This window comes from Sulfitobacter sp. LC.270.F.C4, assembly GCF_032922545.1.
GTDB classification, from domain to species: domain Bacteria; phylum Pseudomonadota; class Alphaproteobacteria; order Rhodobacterales; family Rhodobacteraceae; genus Sulfitobacter; species Sulfitobacter profundi.
On record NZ_CP136692.1, the window covers coordinates 3,222,287 to 3,244,608 of the forward strand.

Sequence of the window (22,322 nt, forward strand, 5' to 3'; positions counted from 1 at the left end):
ACTCGGGGGCATGGATAAAAGCGATTTTCCATCCAGATTTTCGAAAACTTCGCCAACAACCTCCGGCGCGGTGGGAGCGTCGTACAATGCATCATGCGGGATGCCATGGAGAGCAGCGCTTTGCATTGACCATTCGGCAAGGCCCCAATCCGAAGCGGGCCGGATCAGCGAGCTCCAGCAGCGCACGTCGCCGTTTTCTAACCAAGAACAATTGGCCAGCTATCCTGTGCAAGGCTCACGGCCTCAAAGTCGAGGGCAGCATAGGTTTCGATGTCGGGGGATATCTTCACGTCGTTTCTCACCTCGCGGAAGCTGCATCGGTGAAGAGATTGGCCTTTGAGCTTCGGAACGAAGAAAAAGCACGGACCTTGTTATGAGTCGCCGTATTTCAGGGTCGCCGGTATGCTGATCTGCATGTAGCACATGGGGTCCATCCAATTGGCACAGCATCAGTGAGATAGCTGAAGTAAGGGCGAATTGTGTTGAAAAACTCTCCTACCGCGCGCCGAAGACGAATTTGGTAGAACAAAATTCCAAATTATGGGAATTTCGGCTACACCCCGCTGGTACAATTAGCTTGTCGGAGAACGGCTTTCCGCTTCTTAGGAATTTGCAGTTGCCGCATATAGTTTTTCAACACAACGGGCGGAAACCGGACTTTCGCTGCGCCTATAAACGGATCGCTGCCAATTGTCGAGAGCGGACCATGGAATTGAGCTCCGCCAACCTTTGGGTCTCACATTCATGGACGCATGGCCCACGATCCGCCAATAAGGTATCCGTAAGCATACTTTATTGATAACCTTGTGGAGCGCACATGAAAAAAGAGCCCCGAACTGAGCGGGAGATATTTGACGATCTGGTGCAGCTATGCACGAGCACGGGCTATGTGCATGCAGTTGCTTATCTTTGCTTCCGGGACAACGTCATCCGCTATAGAAAGGATGTTTCGGGAAAGCACTTTGAAAAAATGCGCTCCTCCGAAAGGCTGATACGTAATGAAATCAATGCCCTTATTGGCTGCATGGTCAAAGCAGAACTCGATTGGTCAATTCCTGACCCGGCAACATTTACAGCTTTAATCCAGTCATCGGATAGCCTTCTGGCTGAATACCACGACCGATTGTCGGCCGATGCTTACGCAGACTTGTCAATCGAAGCTGTCCAATCTGGATTTGACCCGACTTCTACCGGTGAAGCGCTTCGGGAAGCGGTCTTTTATGGGGCGGAGTCTGCTTACGTTTTTCAGTTTCGTGATATGGCTTTTGAGCGCTACGCTGCCGACGGTGACTGGCTCGCTGAGAATAGAGGTTATGCACCTATCGATGCGCGTGACATCTGCCGTGCGCTCTTCGCGTCCCAAAATCAAATACTAACAACCGCTATTGAGAAAATGAGTAAGAAAGATCCGTCGGAATGGACTGTTTTGGAGGGTTTTCGGCTCGATATTGATGACATTGCATCTCGATGTGGAAAAAATACGGACGACGTCGTCGAGTTTCTTCATGCTTTCACTTACCAATCCGAAAGGGGTCACACGGATTATTTGCAAATTGATGACTTCAATGAGGTAGCAGTAACACCTATCGTGCAAGCTCCGAAAGGCGATCTGTATTTGTTCCAATACTATCCGCTTGTGGAAGCTACCTACGACAGTCCATTCTATTGGTTTTCGGAAGACAAAGAGTACTTCCCATCGGCTTCCAAAAACCGCGGTGAATTCACGGAGACATTTTTAACAGAACGGCTCATTTCGATCTTTGGAAGCAATTCCGTGTTTTCCAACGTTGACGTATACGAAGGAAAGAAGCGTATCGGTGAAATGGATTGTTTAGTCGTTTTTGGTGAGTACGCTCTGATCTTTCAGGCAAAATCTCAGCGCCTCACCCTTCCAGCGAGAAAAGGGAAGCTTGAAAAACTAAAGGATGATTTTGGCCGTGCCGTACAAAAGGCTTACGATCAAGCAGTCACTTGTGCGAAGGCAGTTCCGAAAGAAGGCATTCGGTATGTCTGTTCAGATGGAAGGGAACCTGATCTTTCGAATATTGAGCGCGTTTATCCTGTGTGCGTCTTGGCGGACCACTATCCGGCATTGGCTATGCAAGCGCGGGCTTTTCTCAATACAACGACTCACCCCATGATTGGAGCCCCGTTGGTTTGCGATCTTTTTCTGATCGATGTGGTGACCGAAATGCTGCCATCCCCACTACGTTTTCTCAGCTACATTACCTTGAGAGCACAGTTCGGTAAAAAAATACTTGTTACCAACGAATTGGCTACGTTTGGGTATTATCTGCGCCAAAGCCTGTGGGTCGACAGTGATTTAAGCATGATGCTGCTGGACGACAGCGTTGCAAGTGAGCTTGACGCCGCAATGACCGTCCGGAGGGAAGGTTTGCCGGGGGATGACACACCTAAGGGTATTCTCACAAAGCTTCAAAACACACGGCTGGGCAAATTAGTTGCGGAGGTTGAGCATGATCCCAATCAGTTCTCAGTTGGTATGGGCTTGGCAATTCTGGAGATGGGCGAAGACTTGGTTCGAAGAATGAGCTCTGCGCTTGATCTTATGATTAGGGATGCAGGGCGAACTGGTGGCCATCATGACTTGACTATCCCCCTTGCGCACAGAGACGCTGGTCTTAGTATACATGTGAATTCCGATCCAAACCAGGAAGCGTCTGACAAACTGCGCTCACACATGCTGTATCGGAAGTATGCTCAGAGGGCGGGAAATTGGTTTGGGTTGCTACTGGAACCGACCACTGGGAAGCCGAGATTTGGGGCAAAAGTTCGTGCGCCCCACGTATTCGACTTTGGACTTGAGGCGATCACTTCCAATGCCGCTCCTCTTCAAAAGTTCGAAAACCTATCGGTCCAGATAGGAAAGCGAAAAATTGGACGGAATGATCGTTGCCCCTGTGGCAGTGGAAAAAAGTTCAAGCGTTGCTGTTCGGTTTAGCTATGCTCTCTGGATACTTCCGATATGAAATGGGCTTCGTCTGCTCAGTTCCATCTTTTTCTTTTCCAAAGGAGGCGAGCCCTACAGCCCTTTGACTTATGTGCTATCATGACAGGCAAATTTCTTCTTTGGCGAAGTTCTGCAAAAAAATTCTGGCCCGTAATGAATGACCGCTATCGGTCGAAGGCTATAGTCGAAGGCTCGTGATGAGCAGGCATGTAACCACAACGCAGACAGATATCACCCGCTGGCCCACCTTGGAAATGGATACCACCGAAGCAGCCGCAAGAAGGACATAGCTCATCGACCTCAAGGTCCAGCCATGCGGCTCCCCTCACAAAGCATGGAACACCAGTGCGATCATTACTCTCGAATTCAAAAACGGCATCTTCTGGCGGCACGTAAGCTGCGGTACCTGCGGCTAACAGAAATGGTACGATTTCCTCTGCTTCAATGTTAAACCACTCTCCAGACCCGCGCTCTTGACAAAATTTTCGATGCAACTTTGCTTCGAGCGAAACCTCGTCTTCGGATTCAATATATCCAAGTAACCTAAGCTGAACGGGGTTGCCGGTTTGGAGTTCGGATATCCTGCGCTTCAGTGAATTAGTGCGCCCTATCTTTATCGGACTCAGTTGCGCTTCTCCGTTAGCTATAAAGTAAACCGGCAAAGTCTTCTCTTTCTTATTGAACGAGCCTCAAGTGTTACACTTGCAGCGAATGGCGGCAATGCGGGTTGCAAACGCAGCGCGGCGATCCGCAGCCAGATGTCTGCTGTGGGCCGTTCGTGTCGACTGACACCTTGGGTGGATTGCGGTCATTCGCTGCGTCGCGCACTGAGGTCTGCTGTGCGGACTTTGCTGACCTCCGGCGCATGAGTACCAACGTCTGTTCTGCTGAATAGCCTAAATGAAAAGTCTTGCGCTCGACTTGGACGATGCAAATTTGGGAGAGAACATCTTTAAGGGCACGCTAACCTTCAACCCATTAGGATTTAAGTAGTTACTGTATCAACGTATAATGTAGACAGTCAAAATTTTTACAGATACCGAAAATTTAGAAAAAATATGAAGGTCGAATGATAATAATGATGAATTACTTCTCCAACATCGAATTCGGTTTCGATATCGCCACATTTATTACCATCCTCGCAAGCATCTGCATATTTTTATATCAAATGGCAAACCGCCGTAAGAGGGAAGCTGCAGATCGCTTCAGTGAGCAGGCGAGATCTGTTGTTCTTCGGCAGGTCAACAATGCAACTGAACGTTTGGCCCAGCTTGATTTTCATACCAGGATTAGCCGCAGAGATGCTTGGCAAAGCTGGGCGCGGAAAATGAACACAAAGCCATACATATTGGAAGTAGAATACCAGGAGAATGAGTGGCACTCTGATCCTGATGTAGAAATGCCGAGACGTTCCCCCACTCCACTGCGGTGTCTGGAGGTGAGGCAGCTACAAAGATTCACTGAAGTTATCAATATTCTCGACCCATTGGTTCTCTCGTTCCAAAATTTTTCAAACGAGATCAATATTCAGTCTTGGACCGTTGCTCCACTTCTTAAGCCGACAATCACTGGCGCTGCCTCGAACCAGATGTTGTTGAACGAACTATTTGAGGAGCTTGGCAAAGAAATGGAGCAGCTGTATTCAGAGTTAAAGGATGGAGTTAGCTTTATGCAAAACGTGGATATCGCGCTGAATCGTTCCCATAGAGCACTTACTGTCAGCTCAGCGCCAGTTACCAATGACTGGACAACTCTCCGAACCCATTTGAAGCAGAGCTTAACCGAAAATGATTTCCGATTTGCTGCATATTGCATACCCACAGAGCTTAAGATGCCCTTTGATAAATGCGATTGCGCTGCTGATCGCACTGAACATGAGCGTGAAGTGCTAAATGAATTTTCCATTTTTTTGGCAAAAGACCCTGAAGCATACATTCGCGCATGCCTTCCTACGATCTTGGAATTTAGCAAGTCTTATGAGAACATTTCATCGCGACTCTTACTGATACTTTCCTGCACGACGGATCGTCTTGTTTCAGAAACTGGATTAAGTGCAGCAGAAAGATATCAAGAACGAGAACTGCTTCTTCCAAATAAGTCGAAGGCATCGGATGGTTCTATTACACCAGTGTAAGACATTTCTCCTCTATGCCGTTGATAGAGCAAACGTTTGAAGTGACCACAGCACCGGTCAATGGTAAGCGTCCGGTGTCGCCGCGGTTTTAGGCTTTTTCGGGCTGCCAATTCCAGGGCATGAGTTCGTCGATGCGATTGATCTTGTGATCTGGTAAACGTTGGAGGACCCATGTGAGCCATGCCTCGGGATCGACGCTGTTCAGCTTACAGGTTTCCATGAGCGTATAGGCGATTGCGGCGGCGCTTCCGCCCCCAATAGACCCCATGAACAAGTAGTTTTTTCTTCCCAATGCAACGGGTCGCATTGTCCTCTCGCAAGTGTTGTTGTCCAGCTCGAGGTGCCCGTCGGTCAGGTAGCTGCGGGCTTTGGGCATGCGGTTCAGGGCATACCGAATGGCTTCGGCCAGCTTGGTTTTGCCAGAGATCTTGCGCAGCTGAGCCTGCAGCCAAAGCTCCAGGTTGTCGAAGACAGGCTTGGCCTTGGCCTGCCGCAGGGCGACGCGCTCTTCCGGCGTTTTCCTTCGGGCCTCCTTCTCGACAGCGTAAAGCTGTGCAATCTGCTTGATTGCCTGTTGGGCAATGGGAGAGCCAGTGCGCTCGGCCTCGTCGACGAACTTGCGGCGCACATGGACCATGCAAGCCTGTTCGTCAGCTTTGTCCTTGCCAAACAGACCATTGAAGCCGGCGAAGCCATCAGCATGTACCGTGCCGGTATACCCGGTAAGGTGATTGACGGGGTGCTCGCCCTTCCGATCGACGCTGAACTGATACCAAGCGCAGGGCGGCGCTACTCCGCACCACGGTCGTTCATCCCGAACATAACTCCAGAGCCGGGCGGTTTTGGTCTTTGTCGTGTTTGCGCGCACCTGCAGTTTAACGGGGGTATCGTCCGCAAACAGGGCTGGCCCAGCCCGGACCAACTTGCCAATGTGTTCCGCCAAGGGTTCCAGCAGAGCTGTGGTACGCCCGACCCAGTCGCTTAGTGTGGAGCGATGTAGATCGACCCCTTCGCGAGCGTATATCTTGGACTGCCGCTCAAGCGGCAGATGATTGCAAAATTTGCCGACCAGCATGTGCGACACAAGGCCGGGTCCGGGTCGCCCACGTTCGATCAGGCGGGACGGCAACGGGGCCTGGGCGAAGGCTTCACAGCAGGTGCAGGCCATACGCGGACGGATAAATCGGCGCACCATGAAGCGGCCGGGGATATAATCCAGCTCTTCGGTCACGTCCTCGCCCACTTGGCGCAGGGCACCGCCGCAGTCGTGGCATGCCTCGCCCGGCGACAGAACCTCATCTTCCCGATCCAGGTGGTTGGGTAGTGGCTTGCGGCTGTGCTGGCGCTTGTTGGTTGGGGTCTCTTCATCAATGGGCGGCTGCTCGGTGTGGTGATCCTCTGCGGCCTGCGCGATCTCTTCGTCTTCCAGCAAATCGAGAGCCAGTTGATCCATACCCTCTGACTTCGAACCGAAGCGCGCCTTGCGGTGACCATGAAGCTCTGCCTTCAGCTTCTCGATCTGGTAGGCCTGAGACTGGATATGCTGGAGCATTTGCGCGCTGACAGAGCGCAGCTCGTCAGGATCTTTTGGCAAGGATTTGAAGGCGTCCAGCATGGTGTAATCCATACCAGACCGCCCTATGGGAGGGAATGCAAAACAGCGCCAAACCCTATGTTTTGCTGAGTTTTACCCTATCCAGCAACCAGCGGTCGCCAAGTCTTCTGCGGCGTCCGCCAGTCGATCCCTTCGAGCAGCATCGACAGCTGTGAGGGGCTCAGGCTGACCTTGCCCTCTTTGGCTGCGGGCCAGACAAAACGACCCCGTTCCAAGCGTTTGGTAAACAGGCAGGCTCCCTGGCTATCCCACCAGATGATCTTCAAAAGGTCACCCCGGCGACCCCGGAAGACGAACATGTGACCGGAATACGGATCTGCGGCCAAAACCTGTTCGGCCTGTGCCGCCAGCGTGTTGAAGCCACGCCGCATGTCCGTCACGCCGGCAGCCAGCCATACCCGCGTGTTGCTCGGCACCGGGATCATTGCGTCAGTCCCTCGACCATCGCCACAATCGCCGACAGCGCGGTTGGTCCCTCCACCAGAATGCGCCGACCATTTGACAACGTGATATCCACGCGCTGCGCGGTGGCGGGACCTGTTGGGGAAGAGCGCGGAATGTGTGGCGCTGGCGCTGACGTCACGCCCGAGACCTCAATTGGGAGAAACACTGCCTCCTCGGGCTCGGGCAACTCCGCGGTTTGACCTTCCGATGTAAACCGTGGATCGCGAAGCCACGTATGGATCAGGTTGGTGTTCATTGCGTAGCGACGCGCAACCTGCGCAACAGAAACCCCGGTCACCCGCGCCTGCGCGCAGATCGACCGCTTTTCATCATCCGACCAGACCCGCTTCTTCTGACCCTTCTTACCCGCCATCGCTCACCTCAAGATGTACACCATCGATAGTGGACATCTACCAGACACTTTATCGCGCGGTCAGAGCAGGGACACCGGACGGATACGGTCAATGTGAACTCAAACCGGACATTGCCTACGGAGCTGTCAAATGACCGGTCTGGGCGGGAAAGCGGTCCTTCGCTGCGGCAGCACTGAAATCTACGTTGCCGCAACAAAGCTGACGCTCGAATGTTAGTCCCTGTTTTGACCCGACTGTTCACCTCGACGGCCTTTATAGTGCTACGCTCGGGGAACCAAAGTTGCTGTATCGTCCGTTATCAATCGTCTTGGAACGGATCGGGAAAACTTCTGTTGTTGAGTTCTTCATCTGAAGCCAACTCAACGCGCAACTCAAGTCCGTCGACGGTTTCGTGCTCACCAGCCGGCCGGAGATAGGGTGTGATGGATGCAAAATTTCTATGCACTTCACGTCGAGACCATTTTGCTGACGACATTAGTGTCCCAAAGGTCGCCATTTCCGCGCTATCGAAGCCGCGCCTGACGCAACGATTGGCAAGGCCTAAGGCAGTACTTGGACTAATCTTTTCATCGGCGTGTACATTGATGTGACCCTGCAGGATCTGAAGAGGGGCTCCCATCAGATGTGCGATATCCGGAATGAGCCGAATAACGAACTTTCGGGCACTTGTACTGCGCTTAGTGTCTCGGGATTTGTCAGACAGGGCCTTTTGGATCGACTTGAGAGGCTTGCCGTTCATCCACAGCTTCAATGCTGCCTGCAATTTTGGAAGAGCAAAAGATGCACGCTGAGCGTCGTCCTTAAGGTTTTTGAAGTCGGTTCCGAACAGATACTTCAAACTGTCAGGCTTGATCACTCGTGCCAAATGTTCAGGCGTTGCAGCCAGCCACTCGAACACCCAATCACACAATACTTCAACCGTCTGAAAACTCTGAAACCCCTCCTCGACAAGAGCATCAGACAGGTCCTTCAGGACATCTTCGGGAAGACCCAACATAGAGGCGGTGTTGCGCAGAGACAAAGATTCAACGGGAAGGATTTCGTTATCATCCTTCAAGAGAGAAAGGGCGGCTGCTGTCCTGCTTTCAACCCAATCTTCTTCTGCATCCTGACGTTTGCGATACGCGGCAAAGCTTCTCGATAGACCAAGCCGCACATCGAGGACACCGTCTTCACTTTGATCTGTCTCTGCAAGCCGCGCGACGACATACCGTTCCAGATCGCCGATATCTGATGCTTTGTCATGTATGCGATCCATCAGTGCAGTAAACGGATCGTCCAATACTAAGCATTGGTCAGATTGGCCAAAGATCGCGCGGAGACGCGTCCATCTCTCACCAATCTTATTTTCGGCATCATCCAGCGGAACAACTTTTCCGGGGATGACCAAGACGATGCCTGTCGCGCTTTCGCCAGCCCGCCCCGCGCGCCCGGCGGCATTGAGGAGATCTTCCGGTTCCAAGAGGTCTTTGCGTCCCGATGCCACGTCGTATTGGCTATCTTCTGCGATGATCACCAGATCTGCGGGCAGGTTCATGCCTTGGCCGAGGGTTGGGGTTGCAGCGAGGACAGACAGAGCGTCATCGCGCTTATAAAGTGTTTCGGCCAGCTGCCTTTCCTCTGGAAGGAGTTGGCCGTGATGCGTGGCCGCCTGCGACACAAGCTTTCCGCTTTGGAGAGTCAGGTAGAGCTGGTCTGCTCCTCCCATTTCATCGACAGCAACTTCATAATACCGCTGCTCAGTTTCGGTTAGTTTGACGTCACAATCCTCAAGCGCCTCGCGTGCCTTTTCTGAGATTGAGAACGCGTTTGGAATGGACTGCGAAAAGACAAGCGTGCGCAAACCAGCCTGCGCAGCTGCAACAGCAATGGACGCTGCGACAACCCCAGAGTTGGGTGTCAGCTTCCAGAACTTGTTGGTTGAGAATTCAAGAGCGGTATCAAGCAGTGGAACCAGCGTATAATCCCGCCGAACTTGAGATGCCCAAGTCTGCTTGACACTGAAGAACCCTTTTGGCGTGGCAGTGAGCTGACGCTTTACAGCGACTGGAACGCCTCCCTTTGGCTTCTTTGCACGTTCGGCTCTTAGCAGTTTTTCCAGCTTAGCGTGTCGTTTGCCGTCATAAACAACACATCCTCTAAGTTGGCGGGTGGGTTTCCATGCATTGTCGAGAGGCAAAGATTTTCTACCCGTAAGCTCTTCAAGCCAACCGCTGAGTTCATCCGTATTTTTCATCATTGCGGACAAGAGTACGATATCAGCATCAGGTGCGACACGCGTGAATCCCAAGATACAGAGCATTGCATCGATCGCCCGTCGGTCCCCATCTGAACTGTCATGCATAAGATGGCACTCGTCGAAAATCAGAAGGCCGACATCATCAAATCGTTCTGGCTCCATGTGGCTTGAAAGTAGGCAGGCCTCGGGCGTCATAACCATGAGGTCGGGTAGGTCTTCTCCCTGACTTGAAAATCCAAATTCGTCGGTGCGCTCTCCGCGCACGGTTGCCCGTGGGAAGGCAACGCGGAGGTCCCGCGTTGTCTGGTCCACGAGGGCATGGGTGGGGGCCAGAAAGACTGCTTTTCGGCCTGACAACAGTGTTGCATGGATCTTGAGTTGGGCTGTTGTAGACTTGCCGGCTCCGGTTGGAAAACCGATGGCCGAGGACGTTCCAATTTCCAGATATCCTTGCTCAACAGCGTCTCTGTGATTGCGCCAAAGATATGGTCGCGTCTCAGCGACCGTTTCCATTGCAGTAGCCCACCGGTCTTCGTCCACTCCCTCTGGAGGAGGCAAGCTAACGACCGCACCGCCAATTAGCGCCGATCCTGCTGCGATCAGAAGACTTGCCAAATGAAATGGCCCTGGGAATACCGCGACTGCGCTGTCTGGGGATCCTTCGTCGAACTCTTCTGCGCCGGGCGTAGCCAATTGTTTGACTTCAGTGAAGACAGCGATCGGATCCACAAATCCTCTGATGCGCTTTCCCTGAAGCACATAGGCAAGTGCCCGAACGCCTCGCAAGATCCGATAGTAAAGCGCAGCATTTGCGCGTTCGCCCCCCGTACCAGTGACAACGTCAACTTGTCGGGGTCGTTTGTGCCGTCGAATCCGACCAACTTGGCCATTTGCCAACATAATTAGATGAAGGATCAATTCGGATTGAAGCCTGTCACCGCTTGGAATGCGCATGGCAGCGGCAACCTCCGCCGCGTCGGCCGATGCTTCAGCAACCAGAAAAAGCAGCATTGCTGAGATTTCCGGGCTGATTCCTTCAGGTGTCACAAACGCAGCAGGTCGTTCGGGTTCCGAGAGCGCCTGGGCTTGATACAACAACTGGTAAGCGCTCGCCGCAACAAAGCCTGCAGCAGCTCGGTTTTCCCGATCAGGATCGATTGCCACCAAAGCTTCGTTGGTTTGGGCCAGCCGGCGTGCAAACCGTGTGGTGTCATTGAGCGAGGCAAGATCGGCGTCGCCTTCGCGCAGCATCACACGGGCAGATACAATTTCCGCAAATGCGCGTGCGAGCCGATCTGGTAAAGCCTCAATATCCAGATCATCAAGTTCTGGCGTGGATCGAATTAGAGCTGCTGTTTCTGGATCATACAAGGCTGTCGATCTCCGCTTTATTTATTGCCGCAAGCGCTTGCTTGGCAATTCCGTCCAGCCACTCACGCACATCATCTAACACTAAGGTTTCCGCACGGCGTCGTTCTGTGTCGCCCGACACCTTGCCTTCGTACCCTTTGAATAGGCGCTTACGCCCTTTTTGGGAGGCGTGCTTTTCACCGACTGTAACGGCCACTCGATAGGCACGTTTCTCTTTCCAAAGGATATCGGCGACAGTTTGATCGGGATCCGGATCATCCGATTTCTCAAGTAGCGACGTAACCGATGCAATCAGCTCATTGTCGCGGGCACCGGTCTCGAAATGTTCAAACTCTGGCCAGACCTGAGATTTGACCTTTTGTCTGGGATGTTCGGTCGCTTTCTCTTCACAGATGACTACTTGCGCAATGCAGTCATCATCGAACTCGATTATGAGCCCGTCCAAGCCCTTGTCAGCTTTAATCATCTGAGGTGCGCGGATCAGCGCGTCTTCATCAGACCGATGCGCGGCGATCCAAGAAATAACCTGAAACACCCAGCCATCCCGGTGATAAGTTTTCTCGCCGGTTCCGACAGTCAGTAGCTTCCTTGCGCCTTCGAATCCCCCTTTGGGATAGCCTGCGGGTAAGTCACCGGTGGTTCGTAGGATCCGCTCCACGGTTCGGGACTGTCCAATGGCCACACGTGCAATCATTTCTGCAAGTTCATCATCGTTGTCGATCGTCCATGTGGACCCGGACCAACAACCCTTCTCTTCGACTGGTGAAATTGAAATCGGCATAGCCTACTTATTTGATATAAAACTCATGAGTGAAACCCTCTACAACACATTGGTCTGCCTATTTGAAAACAGACAGTGCAACGTGAATAGAGAAGATGTCCAGGAAACTGGCGGCGCCTCACTATTAGATCCGGCGATTTCAGCCAAAAACCGTTTTCCAACTCTTCGCGGTGTCAGACACTGGCGCATGTGCCGCGAACGGCAGCAAGGTCCCGCGATCTGTGAGTTCGGCCTCGTTCATATTTCGCGTGTGCAGCGAATGGCCGGTTTGACGGGCTGCACCGCGATCGGGTTGAACGGCAAGTTTGGGCCGGGAGCGTCGTCTGCTCGATGGTCGGAAACCGGACCTTCGCTGCGCGCCGCAGTAACGCCGATCCACAGGACTGAGCGGACTTTCATTACTCCTGCAGCGAGAGGCTGGATCAAACCCTTTCTACCATTCGATTGACGCACGATCATGTCGACGTTAATTAGCGTTTTATGGAAAACACTACGTCCATCGCAATGATTTGGTGGCTGGCCTCCTGACAGGGTGGCTGGATGACCAAACGTATTCCGAGGCCGCCGCAGGGGCGGCCTTTTGTTTTCCAAGCTTCCCTATGCGCTGCCTCTCGTTTTATGAGAAGAAGTAAATGAACAGGCCAACCATACTGACAGGCGATCGCACGACTGGACCGCTTCACATCGGGCACTATGCAGGCTCACTTTCAAACCGGCTGCGCTATCAGGACAGCCATGAACAATTCCTTCTGCTGGCGGACACCCAGGCCCTGACAGACAACGCACATGATCCAGAGAAAGTGCGTCGTAGCGTGATTGAGGTCGCGCTTGACTACTTGGCCGTGGGCATTGACCCTGGTCGCACAACGATCTGCCTGCAATCGCAACTTCCAGCGCTGGCCGAACTGTCGATGCTCTACCTGAACTTTGTCACGGTGGCGCGGCTCGAACGCAACCCGACTATTAAGGATGAGATTCGCGCGCGTGGGTTCGGGCGCGATATTCCCGCAGGGTTTCTCTGTTATCCAGCGGCACAGGCTGCGGATATCACGGCTTTCAAGGCAACTGTCGTTCCGGTCGGCGAGGACCAGGCCCCGCTCATCGAACAAACGAACGAAATTGTGCGGCGCATCAATTCAGTAGCAGGTCGCCCCGCGCTGCCCGAGGCTCGGGCGATCATCCCGAACTCAGGTCGGTTGCCGGGTATCGATGGCAAGGCCAAAATGTCGAAATCCGGTGGTAACGCCATTGCGCTGTCGGCATCGTCGGAGGAAATTAGAAGAGCTGTCAGAGCGATGTACACCGATCCGAACCACCTGCGTGTCGAAGACCAGGGCTGCATCGAAGGCAATGTCGTCTTCACCTATCTCGACGCCTTCGACCAAGACCAGGGCGAGCTTGCCAAACTCAAATCACAGTATCAACGCGGCGGGCTTGGCGATCGCAAGATCAAGGCGCGTTTGGAAGGTATTCTTCAAAACCTCATTGCTCCAATTCGTGAACGCAGGACGCAATTCTCCGAGGACCGGGGATACGTTCTTGAGGTAATCAAAGAGGGCACGGAACGGGCTCGTGAGCGAACCGAGGCGACAAAGCGCGAGGTGGTGAATGCCTTAGGTTTATTCCAACTGTAGGTGAGCGGCGTCGGACAATCCGGATCAAGGTCTGTTTCGTCTCGATAGCGGTCTGACCATGCGTCCCGACCCCAACGGGAAGTCGATCAAATTAAGATCCCAGAAATGCCGCGCGCCGTTCCTGGAGAGCGCTGCAAAGGTAGTCGACGAAGAGCCGGACCCGGCGCACCCGGCGCAGATCGCTGTGCAGGAGAACCCAGGTCGAACGCCGCTGGTCGAGCTCGGTGCCGGGGACGCGTTGGAGCTCGGGGAAGACCGCCGTGACCCAGGTCGCAAGGAAGGTCATCCCCGCGCCCGCGCGGACCAAGTGCAAATGCATTTCCGGGTCGGGCACAGAGTGGCGGACGCTCGCCTCCGGAAAGGCGGATTCAGCGATCAGGGTGGCAAGCTCGGGCACGTCCCCGTAACCGATCCAGCTCAGACCGCGCCCATTGCGGTCTGCCGCAGGTAGCGCCCGGTCGATGTAGTCCCGCGATGCCACCACGCCGATCGAAAGTGGAAAGAGCTTGCGCCCCACTGCGTCGTCCTCGATCGCGGCGGCGTGGCGGATCGAGACGTCAGTCTCATTCCGAGCGATCGAGTCGAGCGTATAGGCAAGCCGCAGCTCGATCTCGATCTCAGGATAGAGCGCGGCAAATTCGGCCAGCACCGGCGCCAGCAGGTAATGAGCTGTCATAGGGTCGGCCGAGAGCCGGATGCGCCCAGCGGCCTCGCGGTCGAGCCCCTGCACCGCATTGAACCCCTTGAGCAATGCCGCCTCAGCTTCGAGCGCCTGCGGCAGCAGCCGCCGCCCGGCAGCGGTCAAGGACAGGCCCTCCGTGCCGCGCCGGAAGAGCTGCGTGCCGAGCTGTGCCTCAAGTGCCTCGACTTGGCGGCGCAGGGTTGCATGTGTCCCGCCCAGTTGCTCGGCCGCGGACCTGAGCGAGCCGTGTCGCGCAACGGCAAGGAAGGCGGGAAGGGATTTCCAGTCCATGCGTCATCCGGATCGTTTTTGAACCACAGTGGGACATCATAGGCCCTGCTCGGAACGAATTGAAACCTTTATTCCGATAGAAACCTAAGGAGCAAGGAGAACCCCATGACCGCGACGCGCTCTGCTTGGCACATTCCTCGCTATGGCCGCCCCGACGTCCTCACCCCCGTCACGCTTCCACTGGCCGAACCTGGCCCGTCAGAGGTGCTGATCCGCATCGACGCTTCTGCCGTCACCCGCGCCGACGGCATGATGCGCAGGGGTGAGCCACTGTTTGCCCGTCCCTTCCTTGGCCTGCGGCGTCCGCGGAACGGTCTGTCCGGCACTGGCCTGTCAGGCGAGGTAATCGCGATCGGCGACAAGGTCAGCCGCTTTGCACCGGGTGATATGGTCTTCGGCGAGGCCGGGATGCGCTTCGGAGCAAATGCCAGCCATATCTGCCTCGACGAGGACGGGGTTCTGATGCTCAAGCCCGACAGCCTTTCGCATGAGGATGCGGCAGTTCTGTGCGACGGCGTGCTGACGTCATGGCACTACCTGTGCAACCTCGGTCGCGTCCGAAGCGGCGACCGTGTGCTGATCCTCGGCGGGGCTGGAAGCCTCGGCAGCGCCGCGGTGCAGATCGGCGCCGACATGGGCGCAGAGGTGACGGCCACCAGTAGCGCCCGCAACGCCGATCTCGTGGCATCCCTCAGGGCCACCTGCGTGATAGACTACGCCACCAAAGAGGCATTGCTTCGCGGGACCGGATACGATGTGATTTTCGACACGGTAGGCGTCACGTCCTTCTCTGCCGCCAAACCTGCGCTGGCCGAGGCGGGACGTTACCTTTGTCCGGTGCTGACGCTGAGGCGCTTACCCGCGGTCCTGTTGTCCAGTCTCATCGGCCAGAAACGCGCGATGTTCGCAGCCGTGGGTCTGGAAAAGCCACACCGTTTGCGTGCAATGCTGGCCGAGATTATAATCCTCATCGATCAAGACCGCCTCGCGCCGGTCATGGATCGAATATATCCACTCGCCGATCTGAAAGAGGCCCATGCCTACGTCGAGACCGGGCACAAACGTGGCAACGTCGTCGTGATGTGATAGACGGGAACAACAATTTAGCCCCCAAATCTTACCGGAACTCCTATTATGAAAATGAACTACTTTGTCGTCGGGACAAACGACATGCCCGCATCCAAAGCTTTCTACGATGCTCTTTTTGAAGGCGAAGGTCTCCACAGCATGGCACCTTCGGACCGCATGACTTATTGGCTCGGCGAGGATTTTGCCTTCGCCGTCGCCCGCCCTTTCGACGAAAGGCCGGCGACCATCGGCAATGGCTCGATGGTCGGCTTCTGCGTGGGCGGCAAGGAAGATGTCGAAAGGATGCACCGCCGTGCGCTCGAACTGGGCGGCACATGCGAAGGCGCTCCCGGTCAGCGTGGCCCGAAGTTCTCTGCCTATGTTAGAGACCTCGACGGCAACAAGCTGTGCCTGTCCGACTGAGCTGGCTCGAGCAGGCCAAATCGGTCTGGCGGCTATTTTCTTGAGAACCTGTTCTGCTTTACCCGCGACTAAGCAATCGCGTTTATAGTGGCGGGGTGGCAATCCATGGGGCCCGACGTGCATAGAATGCTAAAGAAGATTGTGGTCTTCGCCACTCTATCGGTCTCAGCCTATCTGATGATCGCGGTGGGTCTTATTCTATCGCAGTGGCCCACCCCGATTGCCCCCGGCGAAACGCTGAAATTCACGTCTCTCACTTACCAAGGTGATCAGCAGAACACGACAGGCGAATTGATAGCCTATCGTGCTCGGGACGGAGCAGACTTGCCTTTGCGGCATTTCCCAACTGCTGCTCCTACCGCGCCCTTGGCCGTCATTTTGCATGGATCGGGATGGCATGGTGCGGCTTACATCCCGGTCGCGGATTATCTGTCGCAGCATTGTGGCTCCGAGGTTCTTTTGCCTGATCTGCGGGGGCACGGCGTAGCGCCCGCGACACGAGGTGATGTCGGCTACATCGGGGCGTTCGAAGACGATCTGGCGGATCTAATCGCGGCCTATAGGCGGCCCGAGCAGCCGGTATACATGATTGGCCATTCCAGCGGAGGCGGGCTTGTCGTTCGGTTTGCCGGTGGGGATCATGGGAGCTTGCTCAGCAAGGCGGTGCTGCTGACCCCTTTCCTGAAATATGACGCCCCGACCATGCGCGACGAAGCCGGGGGATGGAGCCATGTTCTTGTGCGCCGGATGATCGGTCTGACAATGTTAAACAAGATTGGCCTCAAGATGTTGAACGGACTGACGGTTATTCAGTTTCGGTTTCCACGAAATGTATTGGACGGTCCGCAAGGTGCGACGGCGACGACCAGCTATAGCTATCGCTTGAACGCCTCATTTGCCCCCCGCGATGACTACCTTGCTGATATCGCCGAGTTGCCCCGCTTTCTCTTGTTGGCGGGTGCCGATGATGAAGCCTTCGAAGCTACATTGTTCGAGCCGGTAATGTCGGCGGTAACCGAGAACGGTGCCTATGAAATCCTTCCTGAAACCGGTCATCTGGATATCATTGAAGACCAAGATGCTGTCATTCGGACTTGCGAGTTCCTGCAGAACTGAGACCGATCCGACTCGCGCTGCAATGTAACGGCGCAATGCGGTCCTCTTCAGCATCATGCTGACGGACGAACATATTTCCCTACTGCGGTGCGATTGCGGTAGGCCGCGCCTGTCGCACTGCCGCTTGGCGGCTTTAGGCCCTTGAGGTGGAATGTTATCCGTAGTCCGAAAGCCACAATTTGTCCGAACGCATCAACCCGCCGGTTTGGACTTGGCGGTTGCCTTTTCGCGAGCCCGCAGGCGGCTCAGCGTAACCGGTGTCATCCCTAAATAGGATGCGATGGATGTGTGTGTGAATATGGCCTCATAGCCCGAGAAAGCTCGGCGAAACCAGTTGAGCCGTTCAGCCCCGCCAAGAGCTGCAAGGCACCACTCCCGCTGTGCTTTCTCACTCAGAGCATTTCGTAGGATCGAATTTGCCCAATCTCGGATGTGCTGAGACGCGACCATCTGATCTAAGAGTCGATTACTGTCGATCCTGGCTATAGAGGCATCAGTCGTCGCCGTAATAGATACGAGCGACACCCCATCCCGCGTACGCGCAATGTTCGGCGTAACGACACAGGGACCAACGTAGAACCCCACGCACACTTCTTTGCCCTCTTCATCACAAATACTGCTCATCAAACACCCTGCCAAGACTACATACTCTCCTGTTTCAAGTTGTCCTTGGCGGCAAATGTGCGCGCCCTTGTCGGAGCGTCTCTGCTTCCAATGAGTCACAAATTCCTCGCAGGCCTCCTCTGACAGATCAGGTGATTGTGTAAGAAATGTTCTCAGATCCATCTTAGCAAGCCTTATCAAATGATAATGCGGGTGGCTTCGTCTGATTGCATGTGTGGCTCAGAACAAGGAGGCCACAGAATGAAGAACGGATACCTTCCAGCGCGCGTCGGAAAAATCGCAATTGTTGCGGCGATACTGGCCGCCACCGTTTATTTTGTAATGGTCAGCGTCACACTCGCTCACCTCGAAGTCATTTCTGGACAGCGGCCCTTCGACATGCGTCCGTTCGGCTACAGTCCTTCAGATGCAGCCACGTTTCTCGAGGCTCTGGGCATTGATGGGCGTGAATACTATCTCTCACATCAAATACCTTTGGATATGCTTTATCCGGTCTTGCTCGCGATGACACTAAGCAACACAATTCTTTGGTTTGGGAGCCGCATGCCAAACAGAAGGCTCATGCATCTCGGTGCTTTCCTTGCGGTCGGCAGCGGGCTGTTCGACTATATCGAGAATCTCGGAATTGTGGCGATCATTCTAAGTTGGCCAGACTTAGCGGACTACGTTGTCTATGCCACAAGCGCGGCGACAATTCTCAAATCGGTCACTACAACTTTGGCGGTGAGCCTGGCGGTTCTCACCGGGCTCCTCTGGTCGCGCTGGGCAAAGGCGGGCGATTGCGCTTAAATGAGCAATGACTTCTTTGGGCGCCCAGCAGACCTCCGCGCTCACTGCAGCTAACGACGACTTCGAGCCCAAAGTGCATGACGTTGCATGCTGTACGAACGACCGCTCTATGAAGTAATTGTTAGACGCTATTCCAAATCTGCCAGCGACATTGAGGCCACCTCATCATCGCTGGGCAGTTCCCAAGTCGTTTCGATATAGTCAAACATGCCGCGTGTGATTTCCATATGAAAGCTCTCACCTTGGTTGGTATTGCGCGCCTCAATACGTTTCCAGCGCTCTGAAGCATCGACATTTAGGACGTGCAGCTTTGCCGTAAACTGGGCTTGTTTCGCGAGTCTGCCATACGTCTGACGGTGTTCTTGCCGCTGAAACCCAAAGTCCAGGATCGACGGAACACCCAACTTGCCAAGCTGCAATGCCATTGCCCACATTTGCGCCTCGCAACGATGGACGCGTGGAAAAATCCATGCGGGGTCCAAGGCGTCCGGTGCGTCCTCCCCAAACAAGGATACCATCCATTCATCGATCGAAAATACGACACCTCCGTTGCTGTTGGCCAACGCGCGGGCATATGTCGTTTTGCCCGCGCCCGTTGAGCCGCAAATCAGGTGAATGTGTTGTGTGTCATCGTCATGCATAGAAAAAATCTTTCTTTGGTTTGAACCAGTTTAGGTCGCTTTTTTCGGCGCAAAGATGCGAACGATTGAAAAGGCAAGGAAACCTGCTGGACCAAAAAGGAACGTGAATGGAAGGCAGGGCGCGACAAGCCAGAAGCTCAGACCATCGCGCCTTGACGTTCTGCACATCCAGGCTCCGATCAATAAGTCAAACGCCAGATAATGCACCCACCCTGCCATCATCGCATTTGGGTTCGCGAACAGGTCGATAACTTCGGCGAGACTGCCAAATCCGCCGCCGTCATTTGATGGAAAAAAGAGGACGAGAGTGACATAGCCCAATGAGAGCAAGGTCGGAATGACATGACCAGCAATCAGGTCAGACCAATGTGGAATGAGTGGCGATGCGAGCAAAACAAGCCAGCCTGCCATCGCAAGTAAGCCAGCAATAGAGAAAACAATTTCAAGGTCCATGACGTCACCAATTGTTGATCAGGATAATTCGCGCACCAGTATTGCAATGTGCTTGCGTCCGCAAGCAATATGTATACATTGTCTACATGAATGATTTATGCCTCACAAATACTCTTCGCCTTCTGCAATCAGCGGATCAGATCAAAGCACGACTTTCGGGCGATTTCGCTTCAGTCCACGGTCTCTCGGTGAACGAGGTTTTTCTCCTCATGCACTTGGAACAAGCGCCGCTACATCGCCTGTCCCGTGTCGAACTTGCAAAGCGGATGCACGTGAGCGCGTCGACGGTAACGCGTATGGCAGCGCCCTTGGAGAAGATCGGGGTGGTAGCGCGACAAACGGACGAAAGGGACGCAAGGTTGGCATTTGTAGTCCTGACCGAATCTGGGTTGGAGAAAGTTCACGAGGCGCGTGTCACATTCACAAAACAGGCAGGCTATGTTTTTCGTGACCGCTGGACCGAGGGAGATTTGGAGCAGCTGTCCGGCCTGCTTCATCGCTTGATCGCAGATGCCCCTGGTAATCTGACTTAGAAGTTGGCCTTTGGTAAGCAGCCTTGCGCATCCGCAGCGAAAGCTCACTTCGTCCGCAGACTTTAGGTTCGAGCTTGTTCAAATTTCGCGGTCGCGGCGAATGTCGGCTGTGCTGGCTGCGACGGCAGCATCTCGCTTAGTGGGCGGATGGCGGCTTTGGGCCGCAAGCAGAAGCGTGACGACGAGGGGGGAACTGTCGTTGCAACCGCAACCCCAACATTGAGAGCATTTGAAAGCCGCAATTCAAGCGGCGCAGATTTCGATGTTAAGGGGTATTTCCATTTCTGGCTACCGCATTCAAAACTTGCATTAATGTAGAGGTTGACCATTGAGCCTTAAAGGGCCGCAAACGTGGCCGGCTGGACGCAGACTGCTTTCACGCCCGGGCGACAAGCGCGGCGAATGCCGACACTCTGCGCAATGAATCGCCATTCAAAAAGCGGTACCGTCCGATTGGAGGTCGATGCGCGCAACGCAAGCTGAAGCGCACGCCCGGTGGGGATCGGCAGAGGGTCCATTCTACATGTCAGTTTCCGCTGGCGCCGCGTTCCAGTGCTTCTTCCAGCTCAGCCGTGTTCCAGAACCCGATAATCACGCTCTTGGACAATTCACCACCCTTCCGGCCTGTGATGCGCTTGTCCGGAACCGTCACCCGGGTGTGGTGACCGCGCGCCCAACGGTTCAGATGAGCCTCAAGCCTTTGGCGCTGCCCCTCATGTTCGGGGGCGTCACCGAGATCGATAAGCTCCTGTGGATCGGTGGCGAGGTCGTAGAGCATCGGGCGAAAGCCCTCAGCATGGATGTATTTCCAACGTCCGTCAAAGACCATGACCAGCCGGCAATCGCTCACCGGGTGGTTTAGGATCTGGCGCGCGCGGCGCATGGAGTAGTCATATTCGCTGATGGCCACCTCACGCCAGTCAGGTTGCTCCGCGCGCACCAAGGGCAGCAGCGAGCGCCCCTCCAGAATATGAGGACTCGTCTCTCCACCAAACCAGTCGACGAAGGTTGGCAAAAGATCGATGGACTCGACCAGATCATCCAGCACTTGGCCGCGCGTCCCATCGGCCTCGGCGGAAGGATCGACGACGATCATCGGCACCCGCGCCGAAGCATCGTGAAATAGTTCCTTCTCGCCCAGCCAGTGATCTCCCAAGTAATCGCCATGGTCGGAGGTGAAGACGATCAGCGTGTCCTTAGTGATGTCCCGTTTATCGAGCCAAGCCATCAGCCTGCCGATTTGGGCGTCTATCTGGGCAATCAGGCCCATATAGGCCGGGATCACCCGGTTTCGAACCTCGTCGCGGGTGAAAACCTGGGAAAAACGGTGCTCGAAATAGGCGGCAAGTACCGGGTGCGCGTCCGCTCGCTCTGCTTCGGAACGGACTGCGGGAAGGACGTGTTCGGGCCCGTACATGTCATGGTAGGGCGCGGGCACGATATAGGGCCAGTGCGGCTTGATATAGCTGAGATGCAGACACCAGGACTGCTCTCCGGCATTTTCAATGAACTCCATGGCTCGCGTCGTGGAATAGGGCGTCTCTGAATGTTCTTCAGCCACCCGCGCAGGTTTGTCGGCATTTTCGTAGAGCCAGCCGGACAGGATATTGCCCTCTGCGTCCTCGGCGGAATTGGCCGCATCTTCCCAAGGGTTTTCCACGTCATACCCCCTTGCGCGGAGGTAGTCGTTGTAATGGCTCGGGACCTTACCACCCGTCGGATGCAGTCCGTCAAGCCGGTCCCAGACTTCAAACCCGCATTCGGCGATGCGGCGGCCCTTGTCCGATTTCGGGTCGATCCCGAGGCGCCTCATGCCATCTATGTCGGCTGTCATGTGGGTCTTGCCGCAGAGCGCCGTACGCACGCCAAGCGGTTCGAGGTGATCACCCATTGTCATTTCCCCAACACGCAGGGGGAAATTGTTCCAAGTCGCACCGTGTGAGCGGACATAGCGCCCGGTGTAGGTCGACATGCGTGAAGGACCGCAGATCGGCGATTGAACATATGCTTTGTCGAACCGGACCCCGCGCGCGGCAAGCGCGTCGATATTGGGAGTTTTCAGAAATGGGTGCCCAGCGCAGCCGAGATAGTCGAAGCGCAGCTGGTCGCACATAATGAAAAGGACGTTTTTGGCCATGT

20 protein-coding genes are annotated in these 22,322 nt (G+C 54.7%); 9 read left to right on the forward strand and 11 right to left on the reverse strand.

Annotated elements, in window-relative coordinates; all coding sequences use genetic code 11:
* Positions 1 to 817: 817 nt before the first annotated feature.
* Positions 818 to 2,962 carry a YecA family protein gene (locus R1T45_RS19570; RefSeq protein WP_317390004.1) on the forward strand — a complete coding sequence of 715 codons (2,145 nt, stop codon included), beginning with the start codon at positions 818 to 820 and terminating at the stop codon, positions 2,960 to 2,962.
* 173 nt (positions 2,963 to 3,135) lie between these two features.
* On the opposite strand, the gene R1T45_RS19575 is transcribed toward R1T45_RS19570, so the two are convergent.
* Positions 3,136 to 3,633 (reverse strand): GIY-YIG nuclease family protein, encoded by a 498-nt coding sequence (locus R1T45_RS19575; RefSeq protein WP_317390005.1) that lies wholly within the window; start codon positions 3,631 to 3,633, stop codon positions 3,136 to 3,138.
* Positions 3,634 to 4,049: 416 nt separating this feature from the next.
* Between R1T45_RS19575 and R1T45_RS19580 the strand changes: the two genes are divergently transcribed.
* On the forward strand, positions 4,050 to 5,105 hold the full coding sequence (locus R1T45_RS19580; protein ID WP_317390006.1) for a hypothetical protein: 1,056 nt from the start codon (positions 4,050 to 4,052) through the stop codon (positions 5,103 to 5,105).
* An 88-nt stretch (positions 5,106 to 5,193) separates the two neighbouring features.
* Here R1T45_RS19580 and tnpC read toward each other — a convergent pair whose 3' ends face one another.
* The 5 genes from tnpC to R1T45_RS19605 all read right to left on the reverse strand — a co-directional run bounded on the left by tnpC (position 5,194) and on the right by R1T45_RS19605 (position 11,842).
* Positions 5,194 to 6,732, reverse strand: a complete 1,539-nt coding sequence (tnpC, locus tag R1T45_RS19585) for an IS66 family transposase (RefSeq protein WP_411041352.1) — start codon at positions 6,730 to 6,732, stop codon at positions 5,194 to 5,196.
* A gap of 65 nt (positions 6,733 to 6,797) precedes the next feature.
* Entirely contained in the window at positions 6,798 to 7,145 is a 348-nt protein-coding gene (tnpB, locus tag R1T45_RS19590; protein ID WP_317388855.1) for an IS66 family insertion sequence element accessory protein TnpB, read from the reverse strand.
* Complete coding sequence (gene tnpA / locus R1T45_RS19595) at positions 7,142 to 7,537, reverse strand: IS66-like element accessory protein TnpA (protein WP_243262504.1); 396 nt, start codon at positions 7,535 to 7,537, stop codon at positions 7,142 to 7,144. Before tnpA ends, tnpB begins: the two co-directional genes overlap by 4 nt.
* Before the next feature lie 299 nt (positions 7,538 to 7,836).
* Entirely contained in the window at positions 7,837 to 11,148 is a 3,312-nt protein-coding gene (locus tag R1T45_RS19600) for a DEAD/DEAH box helicase (protein WP_317390007.1), read from the reverse strand.
* Positions 11,141 to 11,842 carry a hypothetical protein gene (locus R1T45_RS19605; RefSeq protein WP_317390008.1) on the reverse strand — a complete coding sequence of 234 codons (702 nt, stop codon included), beginning with the start codon at positions 11,840 to 11,842 and terminating at the stop codon, positions 11,141 to 11,143. Before R1T45_RS19605 ends, R1T45_RS19600 begins: the two co-directional genes overlap by 8 nt.
* Between R1T45_RS19605 and R1T45_RS19610 the strand changes: the two genes are divergently transcribed.
* Together R1T45_RS19610 and trpS are read left to right on the forward strand one after the other, a co-directional pair.
* Complete coding sequence (locus R1T45_RS19610; RefSeq protein ID WP_317390009.1) at positions 11,823 to 12,377, forward strand: hypothetical protein; 555 nt, start codon at positions 11,823 to 11,825, stop codon at positions 12,375 to 12,377. The two genes, R1T45_RS19605 and R1T45_RS19610, sit on opposite strands and share 20 nt — an antisense overlap.
* A 184-nt stretch (positions 12,378 to 12,561) precedes the next feature.
* The gene (gene trpS / locus R1T45_RS19615) at positions 12,562 to 13,563 is read left to right on the forward strand and encodes a tryptophan--tRNA ligase (protein ID WP_317390010.1); all 1,002 of its coding nucleotides are present in this window, start codon (positions 12,562 to 12,564) and stop codon (positions 13,561 to 13,563) included.
* 91 nt (positions 13,564 to 13,654) lie between these two features.
* On the opposite strand, the gene R1T45_RS19620 is transcribed toward trpS, so the two are convergent.
* Positions 13,655 to 14,536 carry a LysR family transcriptional regulator gene (locus R1T45_RS19620; protein WP_317390011.1) on the reverse strand — a complete coding sequence of 294 codons (882 nt, stop codon included), beginning with the start codon at positions 14,534 to 14,536 and terminating at the stop codon, positions 13,655 to 13,657.
* Between the two features lie 105 nt (positions 14,537 to 14,641).
* On the opposite strand from R1T45_RS19620, the gene R1T45_RS19625 reads away from it, so the two are divergent.
* From R1T45_RS19625 to R1T45_RS19635, 3 genes are all read left to right on the forward strand, one after another.
* On the forward strand, positions 14,642 to 15,622 hold the full coding sequence (locus tag R1T45_RS19625; RefSeq protein WP_317390012.1) for an NAD(P)-dependent alcohol dehydrogenase: 981 nt from the start codon (positions 14,642 to 14,644) through the stop codon (positions 15,620 to 15,622).
* 48 nt (positions 15,623 to 15,670) lie between these two features.
* Complete coding sequence (locus R1T45_RS19630) at positions 15,671 to 16,027, forward strand: VOC family protein (protein ID WP_209219691.1); 357 nt, start codon at positions 15,671 to 15,673, stop codon at positions 16,025 to 16,027.
* Between the two features lie 126 nt (positions 16,028 to 16,153).
* On the forward strand, positions 16,154 to 17,143 hold the full coding sequence (locus R1T45_RS19635) for an alpha/beta hydrolase (protein ID WP_317390013.1): 990 nt from the start codon (positions 16,154 to 16,156) through the stop codon (positions 17,141 to 17,143).
* Between the two features lie 192 nt (positions 17,144 to 17,335).
* Here R1T45_RS19635 and R1T45_RS19640 read toward each other — a convergent pair whose 3' ends face one another.
* Positions 17,336 to 17,929, reverse strand: coding sequence for a Crp/Fnr family transcriptional regulator (locus R1T45_RS19640; RefSeq protein WP_317390014.1), 594 nt, complete (start codon positions 17,927 to 17,929; stop codon positions 17,336 to 17,338).
* Positions 17,930 to 18,007: 78 nt separating this feature from the next.
* Here R1T45_RS19640 and R1T45_RS19645 point away from each other — a divergent pair, with 78 nt between their 5' ends.
* On the forward strand, positions 18,008 to 18,556 hold the full coding sequence (locus R1T45_RS19645; protein ID WP_317390015.1) for a hypothetical protein: 549 nt from the start codon (positions 18,008 to 18,010) through the stop codon (positions 18,554 to 18,556).
* A gap of 128 nt (positions 18,557 to 18,684) precedes the next feature.
* Here R1T45_RS19645 and R1T45_RS19650 read toward each other — a convergent pair whose 3' ends face one another.
* Together R1T45_RS19650 and R1T45_RS19655 are read right to left on the reverse strand one after the other, a co-directional pair.
* Entirely contained in the window at positions 18,685 to 19,197 is a 513-nt protein-coding gene (locus R1T45_RS19650; protein ID WP_317390016.1) for an ATP-binding protein, read from the reverse strand.
* Positions 19,198 to 19,227: 30 nt separating this feature from the next.
* Positions 19,228 to 19,650, reverse strand: coding sequence for an ABA4-like family protein (locus R1T45_RS19655; RefSeq protein WP_209219683.1), 423 nt, complete (start codon positions 19,648 to 19,650; stop codon positions 19,228 to 19,230).
* Between the two features lie 86 nt (positions 19,651 to 19,736).
* Here R1T45_RS19655 and R1T45_RS21055 point away from each other — a divergent pair, with 86 nt between their 5' ends.
* On the forward strand, positions 19,737 to 20,183 hold the full coding sequence (locus R1T45_RS21055; RefSeq protein ID WP_025052422.1) for a MarR family transcriptional regulator: 447 nt from the start codon (positions 19,737 to 19,739) through the stop codon (positions 20,181 to 20,183).
* Positions 20,184 to 20,709: 526 nt separating this feature from the next.
* On the opposite strand, the gene R1T45_RS19660 is transcribed toward R1T45_RS21055, so the two are convergent.
* A complete protein-coding gene (locus tag R1T45_RS19660; protein WP_317390017.1) occupies positions 20,710 to 22,320 on the reverse strand; it encodes an alkaline phosphatase family protein in 1,611 nt (536 codons plus the stop codon).
* Positions 22,321 to 22,322 lie beyond the last annotated feature (2 nt).

Coding starts and splice junctions, on each gene's coding strand:
- R1T45_RS19605 (WP_317390008.1), bottom strand. CDS start 11,842: ATGATTGCACGTGTGGCCATTGGACAGTCCCGAACCGTGGAGCGGATC.
- R1T45_RS19610 (WP_317390009.1), top strand. CDS start 11,823: ATGGCCACACGTGCAATCATTTCTGCAAGTTCATCATCGTTGTCGATC.
- R1T45_RS19650 (WP_317390016.1), bottom strand. CDS start 19,197: ATGCATGACGATGACACACAACACATTCACCTGATTTGCGGCTCAACG.
- R1T45_RS19660 (WP_317390017.1), bottom strand. CDS start 22,320: ATGGCCAAAAACGTCCTTTTCATTATGTGCGACCAGCTGCGCTTCGAC.
- trpS (WP_317390010.1), top strand. CDS start 12,562: ATGAACAGGCCAACCATACTGACAGGCGATCGCACGACTGGACCGCTT.
- R1T45_RS19655 (WP_209219683.1), bottom strand. CDS start 19,650: ATGGACCTTGAAATTGTTTTCTCTATTGCTGGCTTACTTGCGATGGCA.
- R1T45_RS19640 (WP_317390014.1), bottom strand. CDS start 17,929: ATGGATCTGAGAACATTTCTTACACAATCACCTGATCTGTCAGAGGAG.
- R1T45_RS19570 (WP_317390004.1), top strand. CDS start 818: ATGAAAAAAGAGCCCCGAACTGAGCGGGAGATATTTGACGATCTGGTG.
- R1T45_RS19580 (WP_317390006.1), top strand. CDS start 4,050: ATGATGAATTACTTCTCCAACATCGAATTCGGTTTCGATATCGCCACA.
- tnpA (WP_243262504.1), bottom strand. CDS start 7,537: ATGGCGGGTAAGAAGGGTCAGAAGAAGCGGGTCTGGTCGGATGATGAA.
- R1T45_RS19620 (WP_317390011.1), bottom strand. CDS start 14,536: ATGGACTGGAAATCCCTTCCCGCCTTCCTTGCCGTTGCGCGACACGGC.
- R1T45_RS19625 (WP_317390012.1), top strand. CDS start 14,642: ATGACCGCGACGCGCTCTGCTTGGCACATTCCTCGCTATGGCCGCCCC.
- R1T45_RS19645 (WP_317390015.1), top strand. CDS start 18,008: ATGAAGAACGGATACCTTCCAGCGCGCGTCGGAAAAATCGCAATTGTT.
- tnpC (WP_411041352.1), bottom strand. CDS start 6,732: ATGGATTACACCATGCTGGACGCCTTCAAATCCTTGCCAAAAGATCCT.
- R1T45_RS19635 (WP_317390013.1), top strand. CDS start 16,154: ATGCTAAAGAAGATTGTGGTCTTCGCCACTCTATCGGTCTCAGCCTAT.
- R1T45_RS19630 (WP_209219691.1), top strand. CDS start 15,671: ATGAAAATGAACTACTTTGTCGTCGGGACAAACGACATGCCCGCATCC.
- tnpB (WP_317388855.1), bottom strand. CDS start 7,145: ATGATCCCGGTGCCGAGCAACACGCGGGTATGGCTGGCTGCCGGCGTG.
- R1T45_RS21055 (WP_025052422.1), top strand. CDS start 19,737: ATGAATGATTTATGCCTCACAAATACTCTTCGCCTTCTGCAATCAGCG.